Here is a 23,090-nt window from a genome sequence, read left to right on the forward strand (position 1 = left end):
CGGGCGATTTTCGCCGCGCGATCAGATCTCTATTTTCGAGCCGAGCTCAATCACCGCGTTGTTGGGCAGATGCAGGAACTGCGCAGCTGCGCTGGCGTTGTGGTGCATCTGCGCAAACAGCTTTTCGCGCCAGGGCGCCATGCCGCCGCCCAGCGTGGGCGTCACAACGTCACGTGACAGGAAGTAGCTGGTCGTCATGGACTCCAGGGCACAGCCGTGCCCCCGCATGAGCTGCAGCGCCTTGGGCACGTCGGGCTCGTCCTTGAAGCCGTAGTGCAGCGTCACGGCCCAGCAGTCGTACCCCAACGGTTCCATCTGCAAACGTTGTCCGGGCGCGATCCACGGCACCTCATGGCTGCGCACGGTCACAAACAGGTTCTGCTCGTGCAGCACCTTGTTGTGCTTGAGGTTGTGCAGCATCGCATTGGGCACGGTGCCACTCTCGGCGGTGAGAAACACAGCGGTACCCGCCACGCGCACCGGCGGGCTCACGAACACCGCTTCCAGAAAGCTCGGCAGGTCCAGCGCTTCGGCCTGCTGGGCCTCGCCCATGAGGCTGCGGCCGCGCTTCCAGGTCATCATGAGCGTGAACACCAGGCCGCCAATGAGCAGTGGGAACCAGCCGCCCGCGAACAGCTTGAGCAGGTTGGAGGTGAAGAACGCCACGTCGACAACGAAGAAGAAACCGGTGGCGGCCACGCACAGCCACAGCGGGTATTTCCAGCCGTAGCGGATCACGTAGAAGGTGAGCACGGTGGTGATCAGCATGTCCAGCGTGACCGCGATGCCGTAAGCCGCAGCCAGGTTGGTCGACGACTTGAACATCACCACCGCCAGCACGATGGCGGCAAACAGGCCCCAGTTGACGAAGGGCATGTAGATCTGGCCGGTGTCGTGCTCGCTGGTGTGCTGCACCTGCAGGCGCGGCAAATAACCCAGCTGCATGGCCTGCTTGGTCACGCTGAAGGCGCCGGTGATGAGCGCTTGCGAGGCGATGACGGTGGCCATGGTGGCCAGCAGCACCAGCGGCAGCAGGGCCCAGTCCGGCGCCATGTTGAAGAACGGATTCTTCACCGCCTCGGGCCGCGCCAGCAGCAGTGCGCCCTGGCCGAAGTAGTTCAACGTGAGGCAGGGCATGACCACCAGAAACCAGGCCAGGCGGATCGGCTTCTTGCCGAAGTGGCCGAGGTCGGCGTAGAGCGCTTCGGCACCCGTCACGCACAGCACCACGGCACCCAGGATGATGAAGGTGGTGCCCGGCTGTTGCCACATGAAGCGCAGCGCGTGGTGCGGGCTGAGCGCGGCCAGGATCTCGGGGTGGTCCAGGATCTGGTTCACCCCCAGGCCCGCGATGGTGACGAACCACACCACGGTGATCGGACCAAAGAACTTGCCGAGGCCGCCGGTGCCGCTCTTTTGCACCGCAAACAGCGCAAACAGCACCACCAGCGTGATCGGGACCACGTACTGCCGGAAGGCGGGGGAAATGACCTCCAGGCCCTCGACCGCCGAGAGCACCGAGATGGCCGGTGTGATGACGCCGTCGCCATAAAACAGCGCGGTGCCGAAGATGCCGATGGCCAGCAGGGTCTGGCGCAGTTCGGGCCGGTCTTTCACCGCGGTGGAGGCCAGCGCCAGCATGGCGATCAGACCGCCTTCGCCGCCGTTGTCGGCACGCAGCACGAGCACGACGTACTTGAGCGAGACGATGACCGTGAGCGTCCAGAACAGGATGGACAGCACGCCGTAAACGTTGGCGTGGGTGAACGGTACGTGGCCGGATCCGAAGACCTCTTTGACGGCGTACAGCACGCTGGTGCCGATATCGCCGTAGACCACACCGATGGCGCCCAGCGTGAGCGCTGTGAGAGAGGATTTGGAAGCTGACACGAAACAACCCCGGCCTGTTGGCACGGGGTTCATTGTCTTGGGAACGCGATTTTGCGCCAGCGTCAGCCCACGCGGCCGTGGGCGTGGAGCTCTAAAGCACCCCGAAAGCGCTTATGTTGCGCTGCAACAACTCACTCGTAGACTTCGGCGTCCGGGTCGGTGGCTTCGAGTTCGTAGCTGGCGGCCAGCATGGCCAGGCGGCCGATCACGCCGTACATGTAGAAGCGGTTGGGCACGCTCGCGCCGGGCTTCACCCCGGGCTGCGGCAACTGCGCGCTCTGCTCGAAAGCCAGCGGCACGTAGCTGGAGCCGGGCGCGTTCAGGTTCTCGTCCACGCCCCGGTCGGCGTGCACGCGGTAGAAGCCGCCGACCACGTAGCGGTCCATCATGTAGACCACCGGTTCGGCCACCGCGCTGTTGATGCGCTCGTTGGTCAACACGCCTTCCTGGATGATGACCTCGTGCACCGCCTGCCCGGCCTGGGCCACGGCCATGCGTTCCTTGGTCTGGGGCGAGAGGTTGTCCAGGTCCTTGGCGTCACGCACGGTGAGGATGCCCATGCCGCCAGTCCCGTTGTCGGCCTTGATGACGACAAAAGGCTTCTCGTTGATGCCGTATTCCTTGTACTTGCGGCGGATCTTGCCCAGCAGCGCGTCGGTGTTGCTGCGCAGGCATTCCATGCCGGCGTTGGTGTTGAAGTCTACCTCGCCGCACTGGTTGAACATCGGGTTGATGAGCCAGTGGTCCATGCCCAGCAGCTTGCCGAAGCGCTTGGACACCTCTTCGTAGGCCTTGAAGTGGTGGCTCTTGCGCCGCGTGCCCCAGCCGCCGTGCAGCGGCGGCAGCAGGTACTGCTCGTGCAGGTCTTCCAGGATGCCGGGCACGCCGGCGCTCAGGTCGTTGTTGAGCAGGATGGTGCAGGGGTCGAAATTCTTCAGGCCCAGGCGCCGCTTGCTGCGGATCAGGGGCTCCAGCACCACTTTTTCGCCACCCGGCAACTCGATGGTGGTGGGCACCTTGATGTCGTTGGACATGGAGCCCAGCCGCACGTTGAGACCGGCCATGTAGAAGATGCGCTGCAGCTGGGCCAGGTTGCTCAGGTAGAAGGTGTCGCGCGTGTTCTCGGGGATCAGCAGCAGGTTCTTGGCCTCGGGGCAGATCTTCTCGATGGCGGCCATCGCCGCCTGCACCGCCAGCGGAATCATCTCGGGCGTGAGGTGGTTCCAGCCGCCGGGGTAGAGGTTGGTGTCCACCGGCGCGAGTTTGAAGCCGGCGTTGCGCACGTCCACCGAGGTGTAGAACGGCGGCGTGTGCTCCATCCACTCCAGCCGGAACCAGCGCTCGATCACCGGCGTGGACTCGAGGATGCGCTGCTCAAGCTCGTTGATGGGGCCGGTCAGGGCGGTGACGAGGTGGGGAACCATAGGAAAGGCCTGGGGTGGCAACGGGTGGGGGTAGTCAGTGTAATGGGGCCGTATGACACCCATTTCAAGCCGAAGACACCTGCTTGCCGAGGCTTCTTTCGTGCGTTTTTTTGTACGCCGCCGCCGTTGGACTTACGGGGCAGTCCCGAAGCGGGCGGCCGTCCGGGCGCGGGCCTTGGCCGCCTCCACGTCGCGGTCGCGCGGGGCGGCGGTGGTGCGCAGCGACTGGATGAGCTCCCGGGCGGAGCCGGTCACCTGCTCCACCGCACGGTCGAACGCTTCCTCGTTGGCCTGCGACGGCACATTGAAGCCGCTCAGCTTGCGCACGAACTGCAGCGCGGCGTCGCGAACCTCCAGTTCCGTGGCGGGCGGCTCGAAGTTGAACAGGGTCTTGATGTTGCGGCACATGGACATCTTCCTCCCGGTCTGGCATCAGCCCCGAACTTCACCCTCGCCCAACACCACGTACTTGAGCGAGGTCAAGCCCTCCACGCCCACCGGTCCACGCGCGTGAAACTTGTCGGTGGAAATGCCGATTTCGGCCCCCAGGCCGAATTCAAAACCATCGGCGAAGCGGGTGCTCGCATTCACCATGACACTGGCCGAGTCAACCTCGCGCAGGAAGCGCTGGGCGTGCATGTGGTTCGTGGTGAGGATGGCGTCGGTGTGGTGGCTGCTGTAGTGGTTGATGTGGGCAATGGCCTCGTCCACCCCCTCGACCAGCTTGATGCTGATGACCGGCGCCAGGTATTCCTCGGACCAATCCTGCTCGGTCGCGTCCTTCAGGTGGGCGCCTTTCACGGCGGCCAGGATCGCTTTGGCGTCCGGACAGCAGCGCATCTCCACACCCTTGGCGGCGTAGATGGCACCGATCTTCGGCAGGAAGTCGGCCGCCACGGCGCGCGCCACCAGCAGGCTCTCGGTGGCGTTGCAGGGGCTGTACTTCTGCGTCTTGGCGTTGTCGGCCACGGTCACCGCCATGGCCACGTCGCAGGGGTCGTCCACGTAGGTGTGACAGTTGCCGTCCAGGTGTTTGATCACCGGTACCTTGGCCTCGGCGCTGATGCGCTCGATCAGGCCTTTGCCGCCGCGCGGGATGATCACGTCCACGTACTGCGGCATGGTGATGAGCTGGCCCACGGCGGCGCGGTCGGTGGTGGGCACGAGCTGCACCGCATCGGCCGGCAGGCCGGCTTCGACCATCGCACGCTGCACCAGCGCGGCCAGCGCCCGGTTGGATTCGATGGCCTCGGAGCCGCCGCGCAGGATGGCCGCGTTGCCGCTCTTGATGGACAAAGACGCGGCCTCGATGGTCACGTTGGGCCGGCTCTCGTAAATCATGCCGAACACGCCGATGGGCACGCGCATCTGGCCCACCCGGATGCCGCTGGGCATCTGCTTCATGCCGGTGATGTCACCAATGATCTCGGGCATGGCCGCGAGCTGCTCGCAGCCCTGGGCGCAGGTCTCGATCACTTTGGGCGTGAGCTTGAGGCGGTCCACCAGCGGCTCGGCCAGGCCGGCGGCGCGGGCGCGCTCCAGGTCTTTGGCGTTGTCCAGCTGCAGTGCGTCCACACTGGCCCGCAGCAGGGCTGCCAGGCCGAGCAAGGCGCGCTGCTTGGTGGCTGCGCTGGCCTTGGCCATGAGCGCCGAGGCCGCCTTGGCCTGCTGGCCCAGGGTGTGCATGAGTTCGGTGGTGTTGGTCGCGTTCATGCATGGGATTTTCGCAGAGGGGCGCCCGTTGTGGCGGTCGGGGGCTCAAGTTGCCGCGTCGTCGGTCGATACACCGGTTGAGATCCCCACCCATCCGCCCTCCAGCGCCACGCCCACCATGTCCATGTCCGTCACCTCAGGCACCTCGGTCGCCGCCATCGGCCTGAGCGGCATGCGCGCCGCGCAGCTCCAACTGGACTCGCACGCCCACAACGTGGCGAACGTACAGACACCGGACTTCCGGCGCCAGGTCACGGTACAGAAGGCGCGGCCCGACTCGGGCGGTGTGGACACACAGCTCGGTCGGGAGACCGACGTGTCAACGCCTTTTGACCGACTGGCCGAAGACCTGGTGGGCCAACGCATGAGCCTCTACAGCTTCGCCGCCAACCTGCGCACGGTGCAGACCGAGGAACGCATGCTGGGCACGTTGCTCGACACGAAAGCCTGACGTTCAGAACATCGAAGCCCGATGGGCCCCGAGCGCTGCCATCACGCCGTCGGCCACCGCCAACGCCACGTTGCCCGCCGCCCGGGCGGCGTCTCCACACGCAAAGACGTTGGGAATGCTGGTGGCCTGCGCCTCACCCGTCTTGATGAACGGGCCCATCGGACCCCCGTCCATGGCACACCCCAGTTGCTCGGCCAATGGACTGCTCATCGCCGTCCGCGGCTGCGTGAAGAGTCCGTTCATCGGGAGCTTGCGTCCGTCTTTGAGCACCACGTCGGCCAAGCCTTCGATGCGTTCGATCGGCGTGCGCTCAAGCTGGGTACCTCGGCGCGCCAACACCGCGAGTTCGTCCTCGCTCGGTGAATAGACCCCATTCAAAAAGAGCGTGGTGGTCCCCCAGTCCGGCAGCATGACGGCATGGTGATGGGCCAGTGACGAGGTGGCCACAATGCCGATGCGGCCCGCATCCATCTCGTATCCGTGGCAGTACGGACAATGGAACACACTGCGCCCCCAGCGCTCTGCCAGACCCGGAACCGGTGGCAGCTCGTCGCGCACGCCGGTGGCGAGGATCAGTCGGGCGGCGCTGATCTTGGTTTCGCCCACGCGAAACGCCAACCGACCGTCAGGCTCGACCCGGGCCTGTTCCGCCACACCGTCCATCCAGCGAACCGTTGCATAGCGCATCAGTTGCTGCCTGGCGTCAGCGGCGATCTCGCCCGGCGCGCGACCATCCTGCGACAGGAATCCGTGTGAAGTCTCGCCCGCCTCATCCACAAAACGGTTGCGCCGCTGACCGGCATCCACCACCAGAACGTCACGGCGCGCGCGCGCCAGTTGCAGGGCTGCAGAGAGTCCGGCGTAGCTGCCGCCCATGACGGCGAAATCAAACCGCTTCATGAGCATGCCCCCCGGAGATGGTGCGGACCAGAGCCTCCTGTTGCCCGGTGGTGCGCCATTCGCTGGTGAAAGTCGTTGAACAGCGTGGCCAAGGTCACCGCGCCGAGACGCTTCAACAAGACAGCCTCAGCCGCCAGCACGGCGCCGCTGAGTGATTCGTGAACCGCTTGAGCAACCAGGCACGTGGGCCGGTCCTCGCGAAAGCCGAGCGATACGAGCGCCGGTGCGCCCAGCGCCTCGTGAACGTCACGCAAGCTGATGCGGTCCAGCTCACAGGACAGCACCCACCCGCCGCCATGACCCTTGGCCGAGGCAACAAAGCCCGCCTCTCTCAGGCCGGACATCAGCCGGCGCAGCACCACCGGGTTGGTCTGCATCGCCGTGGCCAGCGTCTCGGAGGTGGCGGGGCCATCGTGTTCCGCCATGTGCAGGAGCACATGCAGGACGTCTGAAAGTTGACTGCTCTTTTTCATGCAACATTATGAGTTGCATATTGAAGGCACTGCCGTCGCCAGGGATTTTCGTCAGGGTAGGTTCGTCGGTTCCAGAAAAAAGCCCGGGGCGCTCCCGGGCCATTGCCACGTTGGCAATCAACGTTTCGTTTCACTCAGCGCGTGCCCGCCCCCACCAGCATCTCGCACGGCCCCACGAAACCCTCCGAGGACGTTTCGAAGCGGAGCAAGGTTTCCTCGATTTCTCTCCAGGTGTCGGCGCGTTCCTCGTCGCTCAAGCTGGCCATCATCTGGTGCAGCGCGCCGAAGGACTCCCGTTCGAAGCGCACGCACTCGGTGGCCGTCGGCACACGGACCGGGGAGTCAACCTTGCGCACCTCCACGTCGCGAAAGCCCGCTTGCTCCAGCGCTTTCGCCAGCACGCCCTCGCCGCCCAGTGAAAACGGCCCTGGTTGCCCAGGCAAGGGAGGTGGTAACTGCGCACGGCGCCGGATGATGCCCACCGGCAGCGAGAAGAAGGGATTGCGCTCCGCGGTGGAGTACACCACCGCGGCGAAGCGCCCGCCCGGCTTCAGTGCGTGGCGGATGCCGGCAAGCGCCCGCTGTTGGTCGGGAAAATAGATCAGGCCGACCCGCGACACCGCCGCGTCGAAAGAGGCGGAGGGCAACAGGTCGTGGCGCTCGCCATCGAGCTCACGGGTTTCCACGTTCGACAGGCCGGCCTGTTCTGCCGCCTGCCTCGCATGGAGCAGGATGGTCGGCGAGATGTCGGTGGCCAGCACGTGACCCGTCGCGCCCACGCGGCGCGCGGCGACCAGGGTCTGTTCGCCCGCGCCAGCCGCGATGTCGAGCACGCGCGATCCGGGGCCGACAGCGGCCATGTCCAGCATGGTCTCGGTCGCCGGGCCGAGCCAGCGGGCCAGCAAGGGGCCCCATCGGTTCCAGGCTTCGGCGGCGTTCTCCCACTGCGCGCGCGTGGTCTGGCGAAATTTCTCGGCGTCGAAGACGGCCGGGGCAGCGGGGGCGGAAACGAGAGTCTCGGTCATGGCAGTGCTCCTTGGGACTTGACCGGTGCGACATGCACGGTCGGTCTTCAAGGTAAGCGCGATGCCGGGCGCCCTCAAGTCCAGAATCTGGAGTAGGCGTTCTGTCGGCACACGACTAGACTGACCCGCATGATCGACTACATGCAGTTCTGTACCGTCGCCCGGGGCGCCGAGGTGTTGGGCGAACTGTGGACACCCCTGGTGGTGCGTGAGCTGCTCTGCGGCAGCCACCGCTTCAACGACATCCATCGCGGCGTGCCGCGCATGTCGGCCACGCTGTTGACGCAGCGCTTGCGCAAACTCGAAGAGATCGGCGTCGTCGAGCGGCGCCGCGTCGAGAAAACCTGGGAATACCACCTGACGCCCGCGGGCGAGGAGCTGCGGCCGATCGTCGTGGGCCTGGGCCACTGGGGTGCACGGTGGATCGGCAGCCGGCTGCGGCACGAGCAACTCGACGCGGGTTTCCTGATGTGGGACATCCGCCGCTTTGCGCAACTGGAGGAGTTCCCCGACGAAGAGCGCACCGTCGTCCACTTCCGCTTCAGCGATGCGCCAGTGGCCGAACGGCAATGGTGGCTGGTGGTGGAACACCACGAGGCCGACCTGTGCCGCGACGACCCGGGCCACGACGTCAGCGTGCTGGTCGACTCGACGGTGCGTGCGCTCACCGAAATCTGGACCGGCGACAGCGCGCCGGAACAGGAGATCCAGTCGGGCGACCTGAAGGTGCAGGGCGCGGGGCGCAACGGTCAGCGGCTCTGGCGCTGGCTGGGGCGCAGCATGTTCGCCCCCACGCGCATGGCGCAGGGCAACCCGGAGTGACCCCCACGCCCGAGGACATGGCCGCTGACCTCGACACCTGGCTCAACGAAGCGCCCGACGACGCGGCGGGCATTGTCCGCGCACTCGGCGATATCACCCGCGCCCAAGGCATGACGCAGGTGGCCAAGGACGCGGGGCTCAGCTCTGAAAGCCTTTATCGTGCGCTGAGTCCGGATGGCACCCCGAGCTTTGCGACCGTGCTCAGGGTGGCGCGGGCGTTGGGGGTGCGGTTGTGTGTGGAGGCGGCGTAAAGGCCATTGTCGTGGTCGGATCTGCAGCGGTTGGTCACGGCGACCGGCGCTGGCCTGAAAGGCAGCTGTACGAGGTACTGCTGTCATAGGGCTTTCGCGACGCGGCTGGCGCCGCGCCACCAACCGCTTCCCCATCACGGAATCCACCCCTGAACACGATGCACCGCTCAGGAGGCACCCGCCGTCGTCTCCATCAGGCTGCGTGTGACGTGCGGCGGCTCCTCACCGAGGTGAAAGGCCAGCTTGCGGTCACGCAGCGCGACGTCGGCGGCGGTGACGCGGTCGAATCGCCGCAGGTGATCGGTCCAGGACTCGTCGATGATGACCTCGACAAAACGGCTGGATTCGTGGATGTCGTGCAGCAGCTCCCACGACAAGGCCCCGTGGCGCAGGCGGCTGCGGCGCCCCTCACCCAGCATCAGCTCGCGGAAGTCGGTCGCGCGTGCCGGATCGATGCGGTACTCAACCATCACCATCACACGGCCCCGGGGCGGTGGTTCTGTGATCTGTGGTGCCGGAAAAATGCGCTTGGGCGTGAGGTCGTCTTCCAGCCCGGAGTCGGGCATCAGGCGGTTGGCCAGAAACATGGAAAGCAACCCGGTCACGGAAGCGATGCCCAGGCTGACCGGCACGCTGGTCCAGGTAGCGACTTGCCCCCAGATTGCAGCACCCAGGGCGCTGGCGCCCATGATCGCCATCTGGTACATGGACATGCCGCGCGCGCGCACCCAGTCGGGCAGGCCCATCTGGATCGAGACGCTGAGCGTGTTGGCGGAGGTGATCCAGGCCGCGCCGCCCAGAAACATCGCGGGCACCGCCACCCAGACCTGGTCGGTCAACGCCATGGTCGCCATGGCGCCCGCCTGCAGGGCCGCGCCGCGCAGGACGAGACCGTCGCGCGGATACCGGCGGCGCAAGGCGGGCAGAAACGCCGCAGAAGCGATGGCGCCCGCGCCCATGGCGGCCAGTAGCAGGGTAAAGGTGCCGGCACCGCCGCCCTGCATGCCGCGCGCCAGCAGGGCCAGCAGCGCCAGCAGTGCGGTTGAGTGGAAAAAGAAGATCGAGATGCGCAGCAACACGCCCTTCAGGTGGTAGGACTGGGCCACGTACTGCAGGCCCACCCGCATTGCGGTGCCCAGGCGCTCGCGCCCCAGCGGGTGCGGTTTGTGCTCGTGCTTCCAGCGGCTGATGATGACCGCGGCCACCACAGACAACACCGCGTTGAGCAGGAACACCCAGGCGCTGCCGGCGCTGGCGATCAGCGCGCCGGCCAGCAGCGGGCCGATGATGCGCGAGGCGTTCATCGACACGCCGTTGAGTGCCAGCGCCGCAGGCAACTGATACCGGGGAACGATCGTGGGCACGATGGCCGAGAACACCGGCCAGCGCATCGCCATGCCGATGCCGTTGAAAAACGTCAGTGCCAGCAGCAGGGCCGGGGTTATCGCGCCCAGAAAGATGAAGGCGCTCAGAATCGACGCGACCACCGCCACCCACAGTTGGGTGAAGAGGAAGAAGCGCTTGCGGTTCAGGCCGTCGGCCAGCGCGCCGCTGGGCAGACCCAGCAGGAACACCGGCAAGGTGGACGCCGTCTGCACCAGCGCGACCCACAGCGGTGTTGTGGTGAGCGAAGTCATCATCCAGGCTGCCGCCACATCGCTCATCCACATGCACACGTTGGCCATGAGCCAGGTGATCCACAACATGCGGAAGACCGGCTGGCGCAGCGGGGCGATGGGAGACAGATCGTCGTCGGTGCGGGACATAGGGGCACTAATGTAGAGGTCGGGATTCCATTCTGGTGGGAAAGGCTTGAATCACCCCATGAAATTGAGCGCCGCCAAGGACGCACACACGCTAGCCCAGCGAAAGATAACAACGCACGCCGAAGCGCACAAATGCAGCCCTACGGGCCAGCCAGTCAAACAGTTCAGGCTTGACGCTACCCGCGACCCCAACCCGACCACAGGCCATCCAAAACAAAGGCCCTGGAAGCACCGCCTCCAGGGCCTTCGCTCTTCTTCCCCTCCTCACCCACCGGGAATCAGAACGGATAGTGCCGCGGCGTCGTCTGCAGCGTGATCCAGCGCAGTTCGGTGAACTCGGCAATGCCGGCCTTGCCACCGAAGCGGCCGATGCCCGAGCCCTTCACGCCGCCAAAGGGCATCTGCGCTTCGTCGTGCACGGTGGGGCCGTTCACGTGGCAGATACCGCTGTCGATCTTGCGGGCCACGTTGAAGGCGCGCGCAATGTCGCCGCCGAACACGGCCGCGCTCAGGCCGTATTCGTTGTCGTTGGCGCAGGCAATGGCCTCTTCCACGCCGTTCACGCGCACCACACATTTCACGGGGCCGAAGGTTTCCTCGTGGTAGATGCGCATGGCGGGGGTCACATGGTCGAGCACGGTGGCGGGCATGAGCGTGGTGTCGGCTTTGCCGCCGCACGCGAGCTTGGCGCCCTTGGCGAGTGCATCGTCGATCAGTTCGTTGCAGTGGTTGACCGTGCCCATGCCGATCACCGACCCCAGCACGACCGGCTCGGGCTTGCGCGGGTCGCCCAGCGGCAGGCTCTTGGCCTTGTCGGTGAACTTCTTGACGAAGGCGTCCGCAATCTTCTGGTCCACGATGATGCGTTCAGTGCTCATGCAGATCTGCCCGCTGTTGGCAAAGGCGCCGAAGGCCGCGCCGTTGACAGCATCGTCCAGATTGGCGTCGTCCAGGATCACCAGCGGCGCCTTGCCACCCAGTTCCAGCACCACGGGCTTGAGGTATTTGGCGCAGGTCATGGCGATGATCTTGCCGATCTTGGTGGAGCCGGTGAAGTTCACGCGGCGCACCGCCGGATGGGCCACCATGGCCTCGACCACGGCGCCCGCATCGGCTGGCGCGTTGGTGATGTAGTTCACCACGCCGGGCGGGAAGCCCGCGTCCTGAAATGCTTCGATGATGAGTTGGTGGGTGCGTGGGCAGTTCTCGCTGCCCTTCAAGACCACGGTGTTGCCGCAAGCCAGCGGCACGCAGATGGCGCGCACGGCCAGGATGACGGGTGCGTTCCACGGCGCGATGCCCAGAACCACACCGGCCGGCTGGCGCACGCCCATGGCGAGCGACCCGGGCACGTCGGACGGGATCACTTCGCCCGCCACCTGCGTGGTGAGCGCGGCGGCCTCGCGGATCATGCCGGCGGCGAGGAACACGTTGAAGCCACCCCACATGCCGGTGGCGCCGGTCTCGGCGGACACGGCTTCGATGAACGCGGGTGTTTTGGCTTCGAGCGCGTCGGCCGCTTTCAGCAACAGGGCGCGGCGCAGGCTCGGACCCGTTTCGCTCCAGGTCTTGAAGGCTTCGGCGGCGGCTTCCACCGCCATCACGGCGTCGGCCGGTGACGCAGCGGGTGCGCGCGTGGCGACGCTGCCGTCGAGCGGGTTGCGGCGTTCGAAGGTGGCGCCTTTCTCGGCGGTGACTTTGAGGCCGTTGATGAGCATGGACATGTCGGACATGGGGTTCTCCTTTGAAATCAGAAACGAAACCGTTTGGACTGAGCAAGATCCCGTTCGGGCTGAGCTTGTCGAAGCCTTCACACCACCGTGTGGGTGAGCCCTTCGACAGGCTCAGGGCGAACGGGGTAGGTAGGTATCAAGGGGTCGTTGCCACGGCCTTGCGGCGCTGCACGGCATCGGCCGCGCTGGTGGTGCCGGTGGCGGGGTCCTTGTCGGCGCCCAGATACGCCTCGCGGATCACGGTGGAGCGTGCGAGCAGCTTGGCCGGGCCACTGGCCACCAGGGTGCCGCGCTCCATCACGTAGCCGCGGTCGGCCACGGCGAGCGCTTTCTTCACGTTCTGCTCCACCATCAGCACGGTGGTGCCGGCGTCGGCAATGCGGCGCACGATGGTGAGCAGCTCGTCGACCATCTTGGGCGCGAGACCCAGCGAAGGCTCGTCGAGCATGAGCAGGCGCGGCGCGCACATCATGGCGCGCGCAACAGCAACCATCTGCTGCTCGCCGCCGCTCATGGTGCCGGCCAGTTGCGTGGCGCGCTCCTTGAGCTTGGGAAAGTCCACGAAGGCCCGGGCCAGGCGCTCGGCGCGCTGCGCCTTGGGCACGAGCCAGCCGCCGAGCTCGAGGTTTTCAGCGACGGTGAGTTGCGGGAACAACTGGCGACCTTCGGGCACCAGGGCCACGCCGGCCTGCACGATCTCGTGCGTCTTCTCGGGCATCTCGGTGCCGTCGAGCAGCACCGATCCGCCGCGCGGAATCAGGCCGTTGAGCGCCTTGAGCAGCGTCGTCTTGCCCGCGCCGTTGGGGCCGAGCACCACGGTGAGACCGGGCTGGATGTCGAGCTTCAAATCGCGCAGCACCAGGAAGGCGCCGTAGCCGGCCGAGAGGCCATCCACCTTGAGGCGAGCGCGAGCACCGCCGCCGAGCTCGAAGGGGGTTGTGCGGTACCACATCATGCGGCGGCCTCCTCTGCAGTGGGCTCGTTCATCTCGTCGCCCAGGTAGGCCTCGATCACCTCGGCGTTGCGCACCACCTCGGCGGGTGTGCCGTCGGCGATCTTCTTGCCCTGGTGCAACACGATCACGCGCTCCACGTGGCGCAGCAGTGTGGTCACGGCGTGCTCGATCCAGACCACGGTGAGGTCGAGCTCGTCGCGCAGGCGGCGGATCAGACGGGCCATCTCCTCGACCTCGTTTTCGGTCAGGCCGGCGGCAACTTCGTCGAGCAGCAACATGCGCGGACGCGTGGCCAGCGCCATGCCGATCTCGAGCAGGCGCTGCTGTGAGGGTGTGATGGCCGCTGCCGGCAGATCGGCCTGGGCGGTGAGGCCGATCAAACCCAGGATGCTCTCGGGCGTGCGCAGCACCCAGGGCACCGTCGTCTCTTCGCCCCACCAGATGTACTTGCGCGGACGGCGCCCGGCGAACTTGAGGCCAAAGGCAATGTTGTCGCGCACGAGCATGTCGGCAAAGGTGCGCGGGGTCTGGAAGGTGCGCGCCAGGCCATGGGCCGCAAAGCGGTGCGGGCCTTTGCCACTCAGATCGCGCCCTTGCATCAGCAGTGCACCGCTGGTGGCCTGGGTCACGCCCGAGATCGCGTTGAAGAAGGTGGTCTTGCCCGCGCCGTTGGGGCCGATGATGCCGACGAGTTCGCCGGGCATGAAGCGCGCACTGACTGCGTCGACCGCGGTGAGGCCGCCGAAGCGCACGGTGATATCGCGAGCGTCAAGGAGGGGTTGGCGATCAGAAGACATCGCGGCGCTCCCTCAGGCTCTTCTCGAGTTGCTTGCGTCGCTTGGTTTCGCCGCTCAGGTCGTCACGCGTTTCAATCCACCAGGCCTTGGCACCATCGCGCCACCCCCGGAAGGTCTCGGCGCGCAACGAGGCCAGGCCACCCGGCAGGTACAGCACCGAGAGGATGAGCAGCAGCCCCAGCGACATCATGTAGATCTGCGGCACCTGCAAGCGCAGCGTTTCGGCCAGCACGCTGAAGACGATGGCGGCGATCAGCGGGCCCCACAGCGTGGCCGCGCCGCCGATGAGCGCGATCAGCACGGTCTGGAAACCGATGAAGGGGTTGAAGACGGTGTGCGGGTCGATGTAGGTCCAGCGCACCGACATGGCCGCGCCCACCGCGCCGGCCACCGCGGCGGTGAGCGCGAAGCCCGCCACCTTGACCCAGCGCGTGTTCACGCCCAGGGTCTGGGCGCGCTGCTCGTCGGCCCCGATGCCGAGCATGGCCAGGCCGAAGCGCGTGCGCCGGATCGTGATGGACAGCGCCACCGTGATCACGGCCAGCGCGAGCACGGTGAGGTAGATGGTGTCGCGGTCGGGCACCACCATGAGCACGCGGCCCACGGTGCCGGTCACGCTCTTCTCGAAATAACTGATGGCGTGGCGGATGAGCTCGGTCATGCCGAAGGTGAGCACCGCGAAGTAGGTGCCGCGCAGGTGCAGCACGGCCGCACCCATGACCACCGCCACGCCGGCGGCAATGAGCGCACCCAGGCCGATGGCCTGCGCCCACGACACCTGCTCCAGCAGGATGGCGCTGGTGTAGGCACCAATGCCGAAGAAGGCCGAGGTGGCCAGCGACAGATAACGCGTGGTGCCGCAGAACAGCGCCCAGCTCGACGAGAGCGCGATGTACATCAGGCAGGTGAGCGCCATGGACACCGCGAACTCGCTGGCGAAGCCCGGCAGCGCCAGCGCCCAGCCCGTGAGGCCGAAGAGGACCAGCAGGTCGCGAATGAGGAATTGACGGGAGTTCATGATTTGCGACTCTTTCGAGTGAAGAGTCCTTCAGGCCGCAGCAACAGCACGCTGATGAAGACCACGTAGCTCAACAGCGCCTTGAGCGATGGGTTGGTGAAGTGCATGCCCAGGGCTTCGATCACGCCCAGCAGCAAGCCGCCGGCCAGCGCGCCGCCCATGCTGCCGAAGCCGCCCAGCGTGATGACGATGAGGGCGGTGACGGTGTAGGGCTCGCCCATGGACGGGCTGATGGTGTACGACATGGACAGCAGGGCGCCGGCCACGCCCGAGAGGCCCAGGCCGATGCCGAACATGAGCGGGTGCAGGCGCTGGGTGTTGATGCCCATGAGCTGCGCGCCGGTGGGCGACTGCATGAGCGCGCGCACGCCCTTGCCCAGCAGCGTGGTGCGCATGAGCACGATGAGCGCGCCCGAGAACAGCAGGGCCAGGGCGAACACCAGCAGCTTGTTGCCCGCGAACTGGGCCGTGCCGTCGGGCAGCGGAATCTGCACCGGCTCGGTCAGGAAGTCGTAGCCACGAAGATCGCCACCCCACATCCACGAGGCGAAGTTCTGCACGAGGAACATGAGGCCGAAGGCCACCATGAGACCGCGTGCTTCAAAGATGTCGAGGTTGGGCGAGGTGGCGGTCAGGCGACGGAAACACAGACGGTGCACCACCCAGCCCAGCACGAACAGCATGCCGAACGACACCGGCACCATGAAGAGCGGGTTCAGGCCCAGCGAGGTCTGCGCCATCCAGGTGAGGTAGGCACCGACCATGAGGAACTCGCCGTGTGCGATGTTGAGGATGCGCATCAGCCCGTACTGCAGGTTCAGCCCGAGCGCGACGAGCGCGTAGATGCCCCCGGTGATGAGACCGGAGGCGAGGAGTTCGAGCCAGGCGGAGAAAGACATGGGGGCGTTGAGCGAGGAAGTTTTCCGGAGCGAAGGGTTTCAACCAAGAATGCCGCGGGTCCGGCTCCGCCGGCCCGCAGGCATTGCCCCCTGGAGGGGGTGACGCGCCGCAGGCGCGGCGCGGGGGTGAACCTTATTTCCAGGCGGGCTTGGAAGGATTGAGCGCAGCCGTGGCCACCGACTTCGGCCACACCACCTCAAACTCCCCGTTCTGCCACTGGCTCACGGTGCCCGGCGTGCCCACGTTCTCGCTGCCGTTGAACTTGATGTCGCCGATGATGGTCTTGTGGGTGGTGCCCGCCACATAGTCGCGGATGGCCCTGCGGTCCAGGCCTTGCGCTTTCACCGCCTTGGTGAGGATCTCCAGGCCGGCCCAGCAGGCCCCGCTGGCCCAGCGGTCGGGTTCCTTGCCGGCGAACTTCTTGGTGTGTGCATCGAAGTAGGCCTTGGCGGCCGGGTTGGTCTTGCCGTTCCACGAGCCCATGCCCAGCACGCCTTCGGCACCGGCGGGGGTCATCACGTTGCGGTAGAGCTGGAAGGCCGTGCCCACCGAGGCGTAGAAGAACTTCGGGTTGAAGCCCACTTCCTTGGCCTGGCGGCTGGCCAGGATGGTGTCGGGCGGGTAGGTGAAGCCCACGAAGGCGTCGGGGTTCTTGTCCTTCATCGAGCGCAGCACGGGCGAGAGGTCTTTCACGCCACCGGGGTAGCTCTTGTCTTCCACCAGCGTGATGCCGCTGCCCTGCAGCGCCACCTTGAAGGCGGCAAAGTTCTCCAGGCCGAACAGGTCGTCCACGTAGATCAGCGCCACCGTCTTCACGCCGTTGGCTTTCAGCATGTCGACCAGCGCGTTGGTCATGGGCGCGGGCTGCTGCAGCAACAGGAAGAAGTACGGCAGGCGCATCTCGACCAGGCGGCGCGAGAGCGCGGTGGGCGCCAGGAACGGGTACTGGAAACGGTTGGCCAGCGGGGCCACGGCGAAGTTGGCGTTGGAGCCCCAGGGCGGCAGCACCAGGTCGACCTTGTCGCTGCCCATGAGTTTTTCGTAGGTGCGCACCACGGTCTCGGTGTCGCTGCGGTCGTCGCTGCTGATGAGCTCGATCTGGCGCTTCACGCCTTTCACATCGAGACCGCCCGCAGCGTTCTGCTGCTCGGCCCAGAGCAGGTAGTTGGGCTCCTGGCTCACCTGCGCGCCACCCGTCCACGGGCCGGTGCGCGACATCGAATAACCGATGCGCACCGGCGCGGACTGCGCCATGAGCTGGGGAGCGAAGGACATGGCGCCCACCGCGGCGGCGGCGCTCTTGATGACCAGACGGCGATTGGCTTGAACCATGTTGTGTCTCCTGCGGGTATGGGTGGCTGAGAGCCGAATGGTAGGCACGACCGCAACACTGCGCTGTGCTGTGGGTGCACTACCTGATTGACGGAACGTGCATGACGCCCCGGGTAAACCCTCAACCTTGCGCGCGGCGAGCGCTCGCACTGCGGTCGATAATTTGTGTCCAGACCACCCCCGGAGCCCCCCATGACCGTTGCCTCCGTGATGAGCACCGACAGCGTTGCGCCGATCGAGCGCGCCGCCATCTGGCGCGACTGGGTGTGGGCCCATTTCGGCGGCCTCGAATCCGACCTCTACGGCGACACCGGGTTCGATGGCCACATGAGCGCATCGGCCGCGGGCGACGTGGTGCTCACCAAGCTCGAAGCGAACCGCCACCGCGTGCTCAAGAGCCCGCAACTGGCGCGCGCCAACGACCGCGCCTACCTCAAGATCGTGGCGCCCTGGCGGGGCAGCGCGGCGGTGCAGCAGCAGGGGCGCGAAGCCTGGGTGCGCCCCGGTGGCTGGGCCATCTACGACACCACGGGCAGTTACGAGATTGCCAATCCCGAGCGCGTGGAACACCTGATCGTGATGCTGCCCAAAGATCAGCTGACCGAGCGTGGCCTGAAGCTTGAGCCGCTGATGGCACGGCACGTGGGTGGCGTGAGCGGCATCGCCCGGGTGGCGCTGGAGACCATGCGCACCACCTACCAGGAACTGCCGCAGATGAGCGAAGCGGCGGCCCGCGGCGCGGGCGAGCTCATTGTGGAGTTGGTGCGCCTGTCACTGCAGGAGCTCGCCGGGCGCGAGAGCAGCGTCACCCAGCTCGAAGCCTTTCGCGACCGCATCCGCGTGCACATCGGCCAGCACTTGCGTGACCCTTCGCTCACGCTGGACCACATCGCCCAGGCGCTGAACTGCAGCAAGCGCCACCTGCACAACGCCTTCAGCGCCGAAGAAGACACGCCCGCCCATTACATCCAGCGCCAGCGCATCCAGGCCTGCATGCGGGAGCTGCGCCAGACCGGCGGCGCACAGCGCACCATCACCGACATCGCGTTTTCCTGGGGCTTCAACAACACGGCGCACTTCAGCCGTGTGTTTCGTGAGCACACCGGTGTGTCGCCGAGCGACTTCCGGGAAGCGGCTTCAAGGCGGCCGCTCGATACTGAAACAACCCGCAGCACCTGAAGCAACCCCACCAGAACACCACGGAACCGCCCTTCGACAAGCTCAGGACGGGCCGCAGGTGTTGCCCCCTTGCGGGGGTCGCGCGGAGCGAGGCGGGGGTGTCACCTCATGCTGCAGGCCAAAGAAACCTTCATCGCCATCTGCTGCAGCGCCTGCCACGGGTCGGCCGGCCAGCCCGGTGACTTGAGGCCCTTGACGATGCCGTCCACCGTGTGCGCGTCGTCCAGCCATTTCGTGAGCGTGGCCAAGGAGAGCAGGGGCAGCGCGCGCTCCATGAGCTTCTCTTTCACACCCCACACGCGGTTCTCGCGCAGCGCCATGGGCAGCGGGCGGCCAGCATCGAGCGCGGTGCGCACGCGGTGCAGCGTGCGGATGTCTTCAGACAGCGCCCAGTGCACCAGCACCGGCGCCTCACCCTCGGCCTGCAGGCCGTCGAGCATGCGCTGCACGCGCACGCTCTGTCCGCCCAGCACCGCCTCGGCCAGTTTGAACGCGTCGTAGCGCGCCACGTTGAGCACAGCCGACTCCACCTGCTCCAGCGACAACTCGCCCGCCGGGTGCAGCAACGCGAGCTTCTGAATTTCCTGGTGTGCGGCGAGCAGGTTGCCCTCGACCCGGTCGGCGAAGAACTGCAAGGTGCGCTGGCCCTCGTCGCCTGCCACCACCCGCTGGCCCTGCGCCTGAAGCCGCTGCGCGATCCACTGCGGCAGCGCCTTGCGGTCCACCGGCTCCACGCGCACCGTCACGCCGAAGCTGTCGAGCGCGGCGAACCAGGCACCCTTCTGCGTGGCCATGTCCAGCCGCGGCAGGATCACCACCGTGACCGTGCTGTCGTTGTTCTCGGCTTGCTGGGCGATCTGCTGCAGCACCTGCGAGCCGTCCTTGCCGGGCTTGCCCGAGGGGATGCGGATCTCGATGAGTTGTTTGTCGGAAAACAGGCTCATCGAGCCGCCGCTGGCCAGCACCTCGCCCCAGTCGAAGTGCGCGCCGGCCACGGTGTGCACCGTGCGTTCGCCGCAGCCCTGCGCGCGCGCCACCACGCGGATCGTATCGGCCGCCTCCTGGATCAGCAGCGGCTCGTCGCCGTGCAGTGTGTAGAGGCTCTTGAGGCCGCGCTGCAGCTGGGCGGCGAGTTGGTTGGCTGCGACCTGCATGGAGCGGTCAGAGCGACTTCACGGCCGCCAGACGGCGCACCACCTGCTGCACGATGTCGCTGCGCATGTCGCGGTAGAGCATCGCCTCTTCGGCGTCCTTGGCCAGCACCTGGGTTTCGTTGAAGCTGATGTCGCGCTCGAGCAGCATCTCGACGTCGTCGATCAGGATCTTGTCGGTGGGCGTGCGCAATCGGAACACGAAGCGTGTGCGCAGTTGCAGTTCACGCACCTGGCCCGCCGCCGTCTGGCCCACCACCACGCGCTCGCGCTGGTCCACCAGCACGGTGAGGATGGCCTGGGCTGCCGGGACACCGGCGCCGCTGGCCGGCGTGGCCGAGGTGAGCACGCGAAGGCCGTTGGCCAGGAGGGCATCGCGCAACTCCCGGCTCACCTGGGTGCCCTCCATGCCTTGAATGCGCACCGTGTCGAACGCGAAGGTGGGCGCCTTGCGCAGTGCGAATCCGCAGCCCGACAGACCGAGCGCGGTCGCGCCCAGGGCCAGTTGCAGCAAGGCGCGGCGGCGCGGGATCGAGGGGCGGGGGAATGTCATGCTGAGGCTTTCAGATCACCACGTTGACCAGGCGGCCGGGCACGACCACCACTTTTTTCGGGGGCGCACCGGCGGCCTGCTTGATGAAGGCCTCGCTGGCCAGCGCCGCCGCTTCAATGGCGGCCTTGTCGGCATTCGCCGGCACCAGCACGCTGCCGCGCAGCTTGCCGTTGATCTGCAGCACGAGTTCGATCTCGTCGCGCTGCAAGGCGGCCTCGTCGGGCTGGGGCCAGGGCGCGTCGAGCAGCTCGCCCGGGTAGCCAAGATCGGTCCACAGCGAGTGCGCGATGTGCGGCGTGGCCGGGTAGATGCAGCGCAGCAGGATGCTGAGGCCTTCGGCCAGCGCGGCGTTGTCACCGGTTGAGCCGTCGGGCTTGAAGTCTTCCAGCGCATTGAGCATCTTCATGGCGCCCGACACCACGGTGTTGTATTGCATGCGCTGGTAGTCGTAGTCCACCTGCTTGAGCACGGTGTGCATCTCCAGCCGCAAGGCCTTCGCACCTTTGGACAGCGATTGCTTCGAGACACCGGCGGCGAGTGCGCCCAGGCCGCTGGTGGTCGAGAGCTTCAGGCCGAAAGCCCATACGCGGCGCAGGAAGCGGTAACTCCCCTCCACCGCCGCGTCGTTCCACTCCAGCGTGGCCTCGGGCGGCGCGGTGAACATGGTGTACAGGCGCGCGGTGTCGGCGCCGTACTTCTCGATCAGGTCCTGCGGGTCGACGCCGTTGTTCTTGGACTTGGACATGGTGCCCACGCCCTCGTAGTCAATGGGTGTGCCCACAGGCAGCATGCCGTCGCCACTGGTGGCCGGGTTCTTGAGCTTGGCGCCCACAACCTTGCCGGTCTCGTCGAGCACGTTCTCCACGTCGTGCGGCCAGAAGTAGTCCTTGCCACCCTTCTCGGTGCGCCGGCTGTAGAGGTGGTTGAGCACCATGCCCTGCGTGAGCAGGTGGGTGAAAGGCTCATCCACCTTCACCAACTGGAGGTCGCGCATCACCTTGGTCCAGAAGCGCGCGTAGAGCAGGTGCAGGATGGCGTGTTCGATGCCCCCGATGTACTGGTCCATCGGCATCCAGTAGTCCGCGCCCTCGGCGACCATCTTCTCGCTGTTGCTTGGGTCGCAATAGCGCATGAAGTACCACGACGAGTCCACAAAGGTGTCCATGGTGTCGGTCTCGCGGCGCGCGGGTTTGCCGCAGACCGGGCAGACCACGCCGGCGTGGAAACCTTCGTGTTTGTGCAGCGGATTGCCCGAGCCGTCGGGAATGCAGTCCTGCGGCAGCACGACCGGCAGGTCTTTTTCAGGCACGGGCACGGCGCCGTGCTCAGTGCAGTGAATGATGGGGATGGGCGTGCCCCAGTAGCGCTGGCGGCTCACGCCCCAGTCGCGCAGGCGGAAAGTGGTCTTCTTCTCGCCCAGGCCCTTGGCCGCGAGTTGGGCCGCCACCGCGTCCACCGCCGCCTTGTACGGCAGGCCGTCAAACGCGCCGGAGTTCACGCACACAGCGCGCTGCTTGTCGCCGTACCAGTCGGCCCAGGCCTGCAAGTCGAAGCTCTCGCCCTCGGCCGCCACCACCTGCTGGATCTTCAGGCCGTATTTTTTGGCAAAAGCGAAGTCGCGCTCGTCGTGCGCGGGCACGCCCATCACCGCGCCGTCGCCGTAGCTCATGAGCACGTAGTTGCCCACCCACACCGCCACCGCTTCGCCGGTCAACGGGTGCGTCACGGAGAGACCCGTGGCCATGCCCTTCTTCTCCTGCGTGGCGAGCTCGGCCTCGGTGGTGCCACCGGTCTTGCATTCTTCGATGAAGGCGGCGAGCTCAGGACTGGATGCCGCGGCGTGCGTGGCCAGGGGGTGTTCGGGCGCGACGGCGCAGAAGGTCACCCCCATGATGGTGTCGGCGCGCGTGGTGAACACATACATCTTGCCGTCGCCGATCAGGGCGCCGCTGGCGTCCTGAATGTCGTGCGGGAACGCGAAGCGCACGCCCTCGCTCTTGCCGATCCAGTTTTCCTGCATCAGCCGCACCTTGTCGGGCCAACCGTTGAGCGTGGCCTTGGGGTTGCCGATCTGCACATGGTCGAGCAGCTCTTCGGCGTACGAGGTGATGTTGAGGTAATACCCCGGGATCTCGCGCTTTTCCACCACCGCGCCGGTGCGCCAGCCCTTGCCGTCGATCACCTGCTCGTTGGCCAGCACGGTCTGGTCCACCGGGTCCCAGTTCACGACCTGGGTCTTGCGGTAGGCGATGCCCTTCTCCAGCATCTTCAGGAACAGCCACTGGTTCCACTTGTAGTAGCTGGGGTCGCAGGTGGCGACTTCGCGCGACCAGTCGATGGCCAGGCCCATGGCCTGCATCTGCTGCTTCATGTAGGCGATGTTCTCGTACGTCCACTTGGCGGGTGGCACACCGTTCTTCAGCGCGGCGTTTTCCGCCGGCAGGCCGAACGCGTCCCAGCCCATGGGCATGAGCACATTGAAACCCTTCATGCGCAGGTGGCGCGTGAGCATGTCGTTGATGGTGTAGTTGCGCACATGACCCATGTGCAGCTTGCCGCTGGGGTAGGGCAGCATGGAGCAGGCGTAGAACTTCTTCTTGTTCGCGTCTTCCGTCACGCGGTAGGCGTCGGTGGCGTTCCAGTGGGCGTGCGCGGCGCGCTCGACTTCCTTGTGGGCGTATTTGTCTTGCATGAACCAGGGTCCGGACCAGCCGGCGACGGTGAGGGAGAGCGGAGCGCAGGGGCGCGAGGAGTTGC

The 23,090-nt window shown here is 66.4% G+C and carries 21 protein-coding genes; 4 read left to right on the top strand and 17 right to left on the bottom strand.

The window, feature by feature from the left end; all coding sequences use genetic code 11:
• Window positions 1-21: 21 nt before the first annotated feature.
• From IV113_RS07725 to IV113_RS07740, 4 genes are all read right to left on the bottom strand, one after another.
• Window positions 22-1,890 carry a potassium transporter Kup gene (locus tag IV113_RS07725; RefSeq protein WP_291082592.1) on the bottom strand — a complete coding sequence of 623 codons (1,869 nt, stop codon included), beginning with the start codon at window positions 1,888-1,890 and terminating at the stop codon, window positions 22-24.
• A 131-nt stretch (window positions 1,891-2,021) separates the two neighbouring features.
• Window positions 2,022-3,314 carry a glutamate--cysteine ligase gene (gene gshA / locus IV113_RS07730; protein ID WP_291082600.1) on the bottom strand — a complete coding sequence of 431 codons (1,293 nt, stop codon included), beginning with the start codon at window positions 3,312-3,314 and terminating at the stop codon, window positions 2,022-2,024.
• 132 nt (window positions 3,315-3,446) lie between these two features.
• Window positions 3,447-3,722, bottom strand: coding sequence for a DUF2277 domain-containing protein (locus tag IV113_RS07735; RefSeq protein ID WP_291082603.1), 276 nt, complete (start codon window positions 3,720-3,722; stop codon window positions 3,447-3,449).
• Window positions 3,723-3,746: 24 nt separating this feature from the next.
• On the bottom strand, window positions 3,747-5,027 hold the full coding sequence (locus IV113_RS07740) for a glutamate-5-semialdehyde dehydrogenase (RefSeq protein ID WP_291082606.1): 1,281 nt from the start codon (window positions 5,025-5,027) through the stop codon (window positions 3,747-3,749).
• A 124-nt stretch (window positions 5,028-5,151) separates the two neighbouring features.
• Between IV113_RS07740 and IV113_RS07745 the strand changes: the two genes are divergently transcribed.
• Window positions 5,152-5,478 carry a flagellar basal body rod protein gene (locus IV113_RS07745; protein WP_291082609.1) on the top strand — a complete coding sequence of 109 codons (327 nt, stop codon included), beginning with the start codon at window positions 5,152-5,154 and terminating at the stop codon, window positions 5,476-5,478.
• Window positions 5,479-5,481: 3 nt separating this feature from the next.
• Here IV113_RS07745 and IV113_RS07750 read toward each other — a convergent pair whose 3' ends face one another.
• The 3 genes from IV113_RS07750 to IV113_RS07760 form a co-directional block, all read right to left on the bottom strand.
• The gene (locus tag IV113_RS07750) at window positions 5,482-6,378 is read right to left on the bottom strand and encodes an NAD(P)/FAD-dependent oxidoreductase (protein ID WP_291082612.1); all 897 of its coding nucleotides are present in this window, start codon (window positions 6,376-6,378) and stop codon (window positions 5,482-5,484) included.
• Entirely contained in the window at window positions 6,375-6,851 is a 477-nt protein-coding gene (locus IV113_RS07755) for an Rrf2 family transcriptional regulator (RefSeq protein ID WP_291082615.1), read from the bottom strand. Before IV113_RS07755 ends, IV113_RS07750 begins: the two co-directional genes overlap by 4 nt.
• A 134-nt stretch (window positions 6,852-6,985) precedes the next feature.
• Window positions 6,986-7,876, bottom strand: a complete 891-nt coding sequence (locus tag IV113_RS07760) for a methyltransferase domain-containing protein (RefSeq protein ID WP_291082618.1) — start codon at window positions 7,874-7,876, stop codon at window positions 6,986-6,988.
• Between the two features lie 129 nt (window positions 7,877-8,005).
• On the opposite strand from IV113_RS07760, the gene IV113_RS07765 reads away from it, so the two are divergent.
• Window positions 8,006-8,698: a helix-turn-helix domain-containing protein gene (locus IV113_RS07765; protein WP_291082621.1), complete on the top strand. Its 693-nt coding sequence runs from the start codon at window positions 8,006-8,008 to the stop codon at window positions 8,696-8,698.
• A gap of 17 nt (window positions 8,699-8,715) precedes the next feature.
• Complete coding sequence (locus tag IV113_RS07770; protein ID WP_291082624.1) at window positions 8,716-8,949, top strand: addiction module antidote protein; 234 nt, start codon at window positions 8,716-8,718, stop codon at window positions 8,947-8,949.
• 167 nt (window positions 8,950-9,116) lie between these two features.
• Here IV113_RS07770 and IV113_RS07775 read toward each other — a convergent pair whose 3' ends face one another.
• From IV113_RS07775 to IV113_RS07805, 7 genes are all read right to left on the bottom strand, one after another.
• Window positions 9,117-10,715 (bottom strand): MFS transporter, encoded by a 1,599-nt coding sequence (locus IV113_RS07775; protein WP_291082627.1) that lies wholly within the window; start codon window positions 10,713-10,715, stop codon window positions 9,117-9,119.
• Between the two features lie 278 nt (window positions 10,716-10,993).
• Complete coding sequence (locus tag IV113_RS07780; protein WP_291082630.1) at window positions 10,994-12,448, bottom strand: aldehyde dehydrogenase; 1,455 nt, start codon at window positions 12,446-12,448, stop codon at window positions 10,994-10,996.
• 136 nt (window positions 12,449-12,584) lie between these two features.
• Entirely contained in the window at window positions 12,585-13,403 is an 819-nt protein-coding gene (locus IV113_RS07785) for an ABC transporter ATP-binding protein (RefSeq protein ID WP_291082632.1), read from the bottom strand.
• Entirely contained in the window at window positions 13,400-14,200 is an 801-nt protein-coding gene (locus IV113_RS07790; protein ID WP_291082635.1) for an ABC transporter ATP-binding protein, read from the bottom strand. Before IV113_RS07790 ends, IV113_RS07785 begins: the two co-directional genes overlap by 4 nt.
• Window positions 14,190-15,218, bottom strand: a complete 1,029-nt coding sequence (locus IV113_RS07795) for a branched-chain amino acid ABC transporter permease (protein ID WP_291082638.1) — start codon at window positions 15,216-15,218, stop codon at window positions 14,190-14,192. Before IV113_RS07795 ends, IV113_RS07790 begins: the two co-directional genes overlap by 11 nt.
• Window positions 15,215-16,117 carry a branched-chain amino acid ABC transporter permease gene (locus tag IV113_RS07800; RefSeq protein ID WP_291082641.1) on the bottom strand — a complete coding sequence of 301 codons (903 nt, stop codon included), beginning with the start codon at window positions 16,115-16,117 and terminating at the stop codon, window positions 15,215-15,217. The genes IV113_RS07795 and IV113_RS07800 overlap by 4 nt, the downstream gene beginning before the upstream one ends.
• 133 nt (window positions 16,118-16,250) lie before the next feature.
• Entirely contained in the window at window positions 16,251-17,450 is a 1,200-nt protein-coding gene (locus IV113_RS07805) for an amino acid ABC transporter substrate-binding protein (RefSeq protein ID WP_291082644.1), read from the bottom strand.
• A 192-nt stretch (window positions 17,451-17,642) separates the two neighbouring features.
• On the opposite strand from IV113_RS07805, the gene IV113_RS07810 reads away from it, so the two are divergent.
• The gene (locus IV113_RS07810; RefSeq protein ID WP_291082647.1) at window positions 17,643-18,629 is read left to right on the top strand and encodes a helix-turn-helix domain-containing protein; all 987 of its coding nucleotides are present in this window, start codon (window positions 17,643-17,645) and stop codon (window positions 18,627-18,629) included.
• Window positions 18,630-18,730: 101 nt separating this feature from the next.
• Here the strand turns inward: IV113_RS07810 and holA are convergent, their stop codons facing one another.
• The 3 genes from holA to leuS are packed head-to-tail and all read right to left on the bottom strand — an operon-like array spanning window position 18,731 to window position 23,025.
• A complete protein-coding gene (holA, locus tag IV113_RS07815; RefSeq protein ID WP_291082650.1) occupies window positions 18,731-19,783 on the bottom strand; it encodes a DNA polymerase III subunit delta in 1,053 nt (350 codons plus the stop codon).
• A gap of 7 nt (window positions 19,784-19,790) precedes the next feature.
• Window positions 19,791-20,333: an LPS assembly lipoprotein LptE gene (gene lptE / locus IV113_RS07820; RefSeq protein ID WP_291082653.1), complete on the bottom strand. Its 543-nt coding sequence runs from the start codon at window positions 20,331-20,333 to the stop codon at window positions 19,791-19,793.
• A 10-nt stretch (window positions 20,334-20,343) separates the two neighbouring features.
• Entirely contained in the window at window positions 20,344-23,025 is a 2,682-nt protein-coding gene (gene leuS / locus IV113_RS07825) for a leucine--tRNA ligase (RefSeq protein ID WP_291082656.1), read from the bottom strand.
• Window positions 23,026-23,090 lie beyond the last annotated feature (65 nt).

This window comes from Hydrogenophaga sp., assembly GCF_018780385.1.
Lineage (GTDB): Bacteria > Pseudomonadota > Gammaproteobacteria > Burkholderiales > Burkholderiaceae_C > Hydrogenophaga.